The following is a 6599-nucleotide window of genomic DNA, read 5'->3' on the forward strand; positions in this document are numbered from 1 at the left end:
GACTTGACTTGCAGAGGGCGAAACAGAAGAATCCAAAGTCCGCTGTAGAGGGACTGCCAGAAGCAGGCCCACTCGGCAGATCATGAGGCGCACATCCGCGCCGACCTGTTACACCCGCAACGCGTTACCTCGCGCTGGGTGGGAAAGGCCCGCAACACTTGGGACGATCCCAATACTTGCTCAGTCAGTGCTGACGTAGTCGGCGACCACCGTCGCTCATGCTCTGCCGAGAAGTAAACCTATTAAGACCCGTCCCACTGCTATGTGGACGGTATTCTGGCGTTTTAGAGGTGAACAACGTGGAGCTTTTATCTGGCGGTGAGATGCTCGTCCGCTTTTTGCGCGACGAAGGCGTCAAATACATCTATGGGTACCCTGGCGGTGCCGCATTGCATATCTACGATGCATTGTTCAAAGAGCCGGCTGTTCAACATATTCTGGTCCGTCACGAGCAGGCTGCCACTCACATGGCGGATGGCTATGCGCGCGCCACCGGCAAGGCCGGCGTGGTACTGGTGACTTCCGGTCCCGGGGCCACCAACGTCATTACCGGTATCGCCACCGCGTACATGGACTCGATTCCGATGGTGATCCTGACCGCTCAGGTGCCTAGCACCATGGTCGGCACTGATGCGTTCCAGGAAACCGACATGATCGGTATCTCCCGGCCGATCGTGAAACACAGCTTCATGATCAAGCATGCGTCGGAAATCCCGGAAATCATGAAGAAGGCCTTCTATCTGGCGCAGTCCGGTCGTCCGGGGCCAGTCGTGGTCGATATCCCGAAAGACATGACCAACCCGGCCGAGAAGTTCGAATACGTTTTCCCGAAAAAAGCCAAGCTGCGATCCTACAGCCCGGCGGTCCGTGGCCACTCCGGCCAGATCCGCAAAGCCGTGGAAATGCTGTTGGCGGCGAAGCGGCCAATTGTTTATGCCGGCGGCGGCGTGATCCTCGGTAACGGTTCGGCGGCATTGACCGAGTTGGCGCAACTGCTGAACGCGCCGGTGACCAACACCCTGATGGGCCTCGGCGCTTATCCGGGCAGCGATCGCCAGTTCCTCGGCATGCTTGGCATGCACGGCAGCTACACCGCCAACCTGGCCATGCACCACGCGGACGTGATCCTGGCAGTCGGCGCGCGTTTCGACGACCGCGTTATCAACGGCGCATCAAAATTCTGCCCAAGCGCCAAGATCATCCACGTCGATATCGACCCGGCTTCAATCTCCAAGACCATCAAGGCCGACGTTCCAATCGTTGGCCCGGTGGAAAGTGTCTTGACCGAGATGGTCGCGACCTTCAAGGAAATCGGCGAAACCCCTAACAAGGAGTCTGTCGCTTCCTGGTGGAAGCAAGTCGAAGAGTGGCGCGGTGGCCGCGACATGTTCCCTTACAACAAGGGTGACGGCAGCATCATCAAGCCACAAACCGTGATCGAAACCCTGCACGAAGTGACCAAGGGCGATGCCTACGTCGCGTCGGATGTGGGTCAGCACCAGATGTTCGCGGCGCAGTACTACCGCTTCAACAAGCCCAACCGCTGGATCAACTCCGGTGGCCTGGGCACGATGGGCTTCGGTTTCCCGGCGGCCATGGGTGTGAAACTGTCCTTCCCGGACGCTGACGTCGCCTGCGTAACCGGCGAAGGCAGCATCCAAATGAACATCCAGGAGCTGTCGACCTGTCTGCAGCACGATTTGCCGGTGAAGATCATCCTGCTCAACAACGGCGTGCTCGGCATGGTCCGTCAGTGGCAGGACATGAGCTACGGTGCTCGGCACTCGCATTCCTACATGGAGTCGCTGCCGGACTTCGTCAAGCTGGCCGAGGCCTACGGGCACGTGGGCATGCGCATCACGGATCTGAAGGATTTGAAGCCGATGATGGAAGAAGCGTTCGCCATGAAGGATCGCCTGGTGTTCATTGACATCAAGGTCGACGCCGGTGAGCACGTCTACCCGATGCAGATCAAAGACGGCTCCATGCGCGATATGTGGCTCAGCAAGACGGAGCGTACTTAATCATGCGGCATATTATTTCCCTGCTTCTGGAAAACGAACCGGGCGCTCTGTCTCGTGTAGTCGGGCTGTTTTCGCAGCGTAACTACAACATCGAAAGCCTGACCGTGGCACCAACCGAAGACCCGACCCTGTCGCGTCTGACGCTGACCACCGTAGGGCACGATGAAGTCATCGAGCAGATCACCAAGAACCTCAACAAACTGATCGAAGTGGTCAAACTGGTTGACCTGTCGGAGAGTGCTCACATCGAGCGCGAACTGATGCTGGTCAAGGTCAAGGCCACCGGCGCCCAGCGCGCCGAGATCAAGCGTACTACCGATATTTATCGTGGGCAGATCGTCGATGTCAGCGCCAGCGTTTATACCGTTCAACTGACCGGTACCAGCGACAAGCTCGACAGCTTTATTCAATCGATCGGTACGGCCTCGATTCTTGAAACCGTGCGAAGTGGCGTCACCGGCATTGCCCGCGGCGACAAAGTACTCAGCATCTAAACCAAATTAGCGATTGGCCTGAACGGCCAGGATATAGAGAGGAAATTCATGAAAGTTTTCTACGATAAAGACTGCGACCTGTCGATCATCCAGGGCAAGAAAGTCGCCATCATCGGTTACGGCTCCCAGGGCCACGCGCAGGCGTGCAACCTGAAAGACTCCGGCGTTGACGTTACCGTTGGCCTGCGTAAAGGTTCGGCCACCGTGGCCAAGGCTGAAGCTCATGGCCTGAAAGTGACTGATGTGGCGTCCGCTGTTGCCGCTGCCGACCTGGTCATGATCCTGACCCCGGACGAGTTCCAGTCCGCGCTGTACAAGAACGAAATCGAGCCGAACATCAAGAAAGGCGCCACACTGGCCTTCTCCCACGGCTTCGCGATCCACTACAACCAGGTTGTACCACGCGCCGACCTCGACGTGATCATGATCGCGCCGAAAGCGCCGGGCCACACCGTGCGCTCCGAGTTCGTCAAAGGCGGTGGTATCCCTGACCTGATCGCGATCTACCAGGATGCGTCGGGCAATGCCAAGAACGTTGCACTGTCCTACGCCGCTGGTGTGGGTGGCGGTCGTACCGGGATCATCGAAACCACTTTCAAGGACGAGACTGAAACCGACCTGTTCGGCGAGCAAGCCGTTCTGTGCGGCGGTACCGTTGAGCTGGTGAAAGCCGGTTTCGAAACGCTGGTTGAGGCGGGCTACGCCCCGGAAATGGCCTACTTCGAATGCCTGCACGAACTGAAGCTGATCGTTGACCTCATGTACGAAGGCGGTATCGCCAACATGAACTACTCGATCTCCAATAACGCTGAATACGGCGAGTACGTGACCGGCCCGGAAGTGATCAACGCCGAATCCCGTCAGGCGATGCGCAACGCCCTGAAACGTATTCAGGACGGCGAATACGCCAAGATGTTCATCAGTGAAGGTGCGACCGGCTATCCTTCGATGACCGCCAAGCGTCGTAACAACGCCGCCCACGGTATCGAGATCATCGGTGAGCAATTGCGCTCCATGATGCCGTGGATCGGTGCCAACAAGATCGTCGACAAAGCTAAAAACTAAGTCGCGCACTTGTACGGAAAACGCGGCCTAGGCCGCGTTTTTTCGTTTGGGCAGCGGCTTCTGGTATAAAGCTGCATCGTTTGCCGGGCGAACCGCCGCCGCCGGCTCCTGTCGAAATTTTTCCACACCGTTGTAAGGTAATGTCCATGAGCGAACGTCCCGAAGAGCCACATCAGGCTTCTGACGCCGAAAGCCTGCTGCCCATCGATGAACACATCGAAGAAGGGCACGACGCTGAAGGCCGTAAAGTCCGACATCGTGGGATCTATCTTCTGCCGAATCTGTTTACCACCGCGAACCTCTTCGCGGGGTTCTATTCCATCATCAATTCCATGAGCGCACAGGCGGCGTTAAGCGCCGGTGACTCGGCCAATGCCAGCAAGTATTTCGCGTTCGCCGCCATTGCGATTTTCGTCGCCATGGTGCTCGACGGCCTCGATGGCCGGGTGGCGCGCATGACCAACACCCAGAGCGCGTTTGGCGCCGAGTACGACTCGCTGTCGGACATGGTCGCTTTCGGCGTCGCGCCAGCATTGCTCGCATTTGGCTGGGCACTGGGGGATATGGGCAAGGTCGGCTGGATGGTCGCCTTCATTTACGTTGCCGGCGCGGCATTGCGGCTGGCGCGTTTCAATACCCAGGTCGGCACCGCAGACAAACGCTACTTCATCGGCCTGGCGAGCCCGGCGGCTGCCGGTGTGGTGGCCGGTATTGTCTGGGCGTTCAGCGATTTCGGAATTCAGGGCTCGAAGATGTCCTTTCTGGTGGCGCTGATGGTGGCCGCGGCGGGCATGCTGATGGTCAGCAATATCAAGTACAACAGCTTCAAAGAGCTGGACTTGAAGGGGCGCGTACCGTTCGTGGCGATATTGGCGGTGGTGCTGGTGTTCGCCGTGGTCTTCAGCGATCCGCCGCGCATTCTGCTGCTGGTGTTCCTCGCCTACGCGGCGTCCGGCCCGGTCCAGTATTTGTTGCATCTTCGTCGTCGCAAAAGCGCCGAGTGATGTAATTTCCCTCATACTCCGCAGTCTATTGGTGCATCTGTTTCCAACGCTGCGGAGTTGCCATGCTGATCAAAGTCCCCAAAGCGTCCGACTGCCAAGAGTCGGACGTCACGCCTGAAGCTTTCTATCTCTCCCGTCGTAAAGTGCTCGGTGCGGCCGCCGCCGGTTTGGCCGTCGCCGGTCTTCCCCGTTGGGTCGGCGCGCAAGAAGCTGCGCATTATCCTGACGTCGAACCCGGCAAGGCGCCGGCTTGGTTTGCCGAGAAGCTGCCTTCAACCAAATGGGGCGCGGTCAACGTCAAGGATGAGGCGATCACGCCGTTCAAGGACGCCACGCACTACAACAACTTCTATGAGTTCGGTACGGACAAAGGTGACCCGGCAGCTAATGCGGGCTCGCTGAAAACTGAACCCTGGAGCGTTGTGGTGGACGGCGAGGTTGGTAAGCCCGGGCGCTATGCACTCGAAGACTTCATGAGGCCCTATCAGTTGGAGGAGCGCATCTATCGGCTGCGCTGCGTCGAAGCCTGGTCGATGGTCATTCCGTGGATCGGCTTTCCAATCTCGGCCCTGCTCAAGGAGGTGGAGCCGACGTCCAAGGCCAAATTCATCCGTTTCGAAACACTGCAGGATCCCCAAAGCATGCCGGGGCAGCGCTCGGGGTTTGCCCTGATCGACTGGCCTTATGTCGAGGGGCTGCGATTGGATGAGGCGATGAATCCGTTGGCAATTCTTGCGGTGGGCATGTACGGACGGGAGCTGCCGAATCAAAACGGCGCGCCGTTACGTCTGGTGGTGCCTTGGAAGTATGGCTTCAAGAGCGTCAAATCCATCGTGCGTATCAGCCTGGTCAGTGAGCAACCGAAGACCACCTGGCAGAGCATTGCGGCGGACGAGTATGGCTTCTACGCCAATGTGAACCCAACGGTCGACCATCCCCGTTGGACCCAGGCACGGGAGCGACGGCTGCCGAGTGGCCTGTTCAAACCGAATGTCCGTGATACACAGATGTTCAACGGATACTCGGATGAAGTTGCTTCTCTCTATACAGGTCTCGATCTGAGGAAGAACTACTGATGCGCTTCCCCGTTTGGCGTGTTGCCGTCTTTATAGTCACAGCGGTTTGGCCTTTGCTTTGGGTGTATCAGGCTTGGGCGGACGTGCTGGGGCCGGATCCTGGTAAGGTGCTGGTGGATCGGCTTGGGCTTGGAACGCTGATTCTGTTGCTGATTACCTTGAGCATGACGCCGCTGCAGAAACTGACGGGCTGGGCGGGGTGGATCGCGGTTCGGCGTCAGTTGGGGTTGTGGTGTTTTGCTCATGTGACCCTTCATCTCTGCGCTTATGCGGCGTTTATCCTCGGCTTCGATTGGTCGCAGTTGGGCGTTGAGTTGCGTAAGCGGCCTTACATTATTGTCGGAGCCCTTGCGTTCCTGTGTTTGCTGGCGCTGGCGGTGACATCCAATCGCTACAGTCAACGGCGCTTGGGTGCGCGTTGGAAGAAGCTGCATCGCTTGGCCTACGTGATATTGGGCTTGGGTTTACTGCATATGTTGTGGATTGTGCGGGCGGATCTGAAGGAGTGGGCGATCTATGCTTCTATAGGTGCGCTGTTAATGCTGCTGCGGATCCCGCCTGTTAGCCGGCGAATTCCGCGTTTAATCACGAAAAAGCAATCACCGGCGACAAAAGCGTGAAATAGGGGTTGACGGCAAATCCTGGAGGTCTATAATTCGCCCCACTTCCGGCGCAGTCGAAACGGAAAACTCCTTGAGTTTCAATGAGTTAAACGATTTTAGGTTGTAACTGGCTTCAGTTCATGGAAGCCTGGAAGGAGTTGATAAGGCGGTGGGTTTGAGCCTTGTTAACGATTCGATCTACTCGATCGAAGCGCTGTAAAAGAGGTGTTGACAGCAGCGAGTAACGCTGTAGAATTCGCCTCCCGCTAACGAGAGATCGAAAGCGCAAGTGGTTGAAGTTGCAGGGGAAACTTTGAAACTTCTTAAAGTAACC

At 57.5% G+C, this 6599-nt stretch carries 6 protein-coding genes; all 6 read left to right on the top strand.

Annotated elements, in window-relative coordinates:
• Positions 1-299 precede the first annotated feature (299 nt).
• The 6 genes from RG836_RS16995 (at position 300) to msrQ (ending at position 6283) form a co-directional block, all read left to right on the top strand.
• A complete protein-coding gene (locus RG836_RS16995) occupies positions 300-2024 on the top strand; it encodes an acetolactate synthase 3 large subunit (RefSeq protein ID WP_310847707.1) in 1725 nt (574 codons plus the stop codon).
• A 2-nt stretch (positions 2025-2026) separates the two neighbouring features.
• Complete coding sequence (ilvN, locus tag RG836_RS17000) at positions 2027-2518, top strand: acetolactate synthase small subunit (RefSeq protein ID WP_003176102.1); 492 nt, start codon at positions 2027-2029, stop codon at positions 2516-2518.
• A 48-nt stretch (positions 2519-2566) separates the two neighbouring features.
• The gene (ilvC, locus tag RG836_RS17005; RefSeq protein WP_003185459.1) at positions 2567-3583 is read left to right on the top strand and encodes a ketol-acid reductoisomerase; all 1017 of its coding nucleotides are present in this window, start codon (positions 2567-2569) and stop codon (positions 3581-3583) included.
• 146 nt (positions 3584-3729) lie between these two features.
• Positions 3730-4587 (top strand): CDP-diacylglycerol--serine O-phosphatidyltransferase, encoded by an 858-nt coding sequence (pssA, locus tag RG836_RS17010; RefSeq protein WP_310847722.1) that lies wholly within the window; start codon positions 3730-3732, stop codon positions 4585-4587.
• A 62-nt stretch (positions 4588-4649) separates the two neighbouring features.
• On the top strand, positions 4650-5663 hold the full coding sequence (msrP, locus tag RG836_RS17015; protein WP_310847723.1) for a protein-methionine-sulfoxide reductase catalytic subunit MsrP: 1014 nt from the start codon (positions 4650-4652) through the stop codon (positions 5661-5663).
• On the top strand, positions 5663-6283 hold the full coding sequence (gene msrQ, locus RG836_RS17020) for a protein-methionine-sulfoxide reductase heme-binding subunit MsrQ (protein WP_310847725.1): 621 nt from the start codon (positions 5663-5665) through the stop codon (positions 6281-6283). Before msrP ends, msrQ begins: the two co-directional genes overlap by 1 nt.
• The last annotated feature ends 316 nt before the right edge of the window (positions 6284-6599 follow it).

This window comes from Pseudomonas rhizozeae, from assembly GCF_031583775.1.
Taxonomy (GTDB): domain Bacteria; phylum Pseudomonadota; class Gammaproteobacteria; order Pseudomonadales; family Pseudomonadaceae; genus Aquipseudomonas.

Excerpts from the sequence above, each read along its gene's own strand:
- ilvN (WP_003176102.1), top strand. The coding sequence starts at position 2,027 with ATGCGGCATATTATTTCCCTGCTTCTGGAAAACGAACCGGGCGCTCTG.
- ilvC (WP_003185459.1), top strand. The coding sequence starts at position 2,567 with ATGAAAGTTTTCTACGATAAAGACTGCGACCTGTCGATCATCCAGGGC.
- pssA (WP_310847722.1), top strand. The coding sequence starts at position 3,730 with ATGAGCGAACGTCCCGAAGAGCCACATCAGGCTTCTGACGCCGAAAGC.
- msrP (WP_310847723.1), top strand. The coding sequence starts at position 4,650 with ATGCTGATCAAAGTCCCCAAAGCGTCCGACTGCCAAGAGTCGGACGTC.
- msrQ (WP_310847725.1), top strand. The coding sequence starts at position 5,663 with ATGCGCTTCCCCGTTTGGCGTGTTGCCGTCTTTATAGTCACAGCGGTT.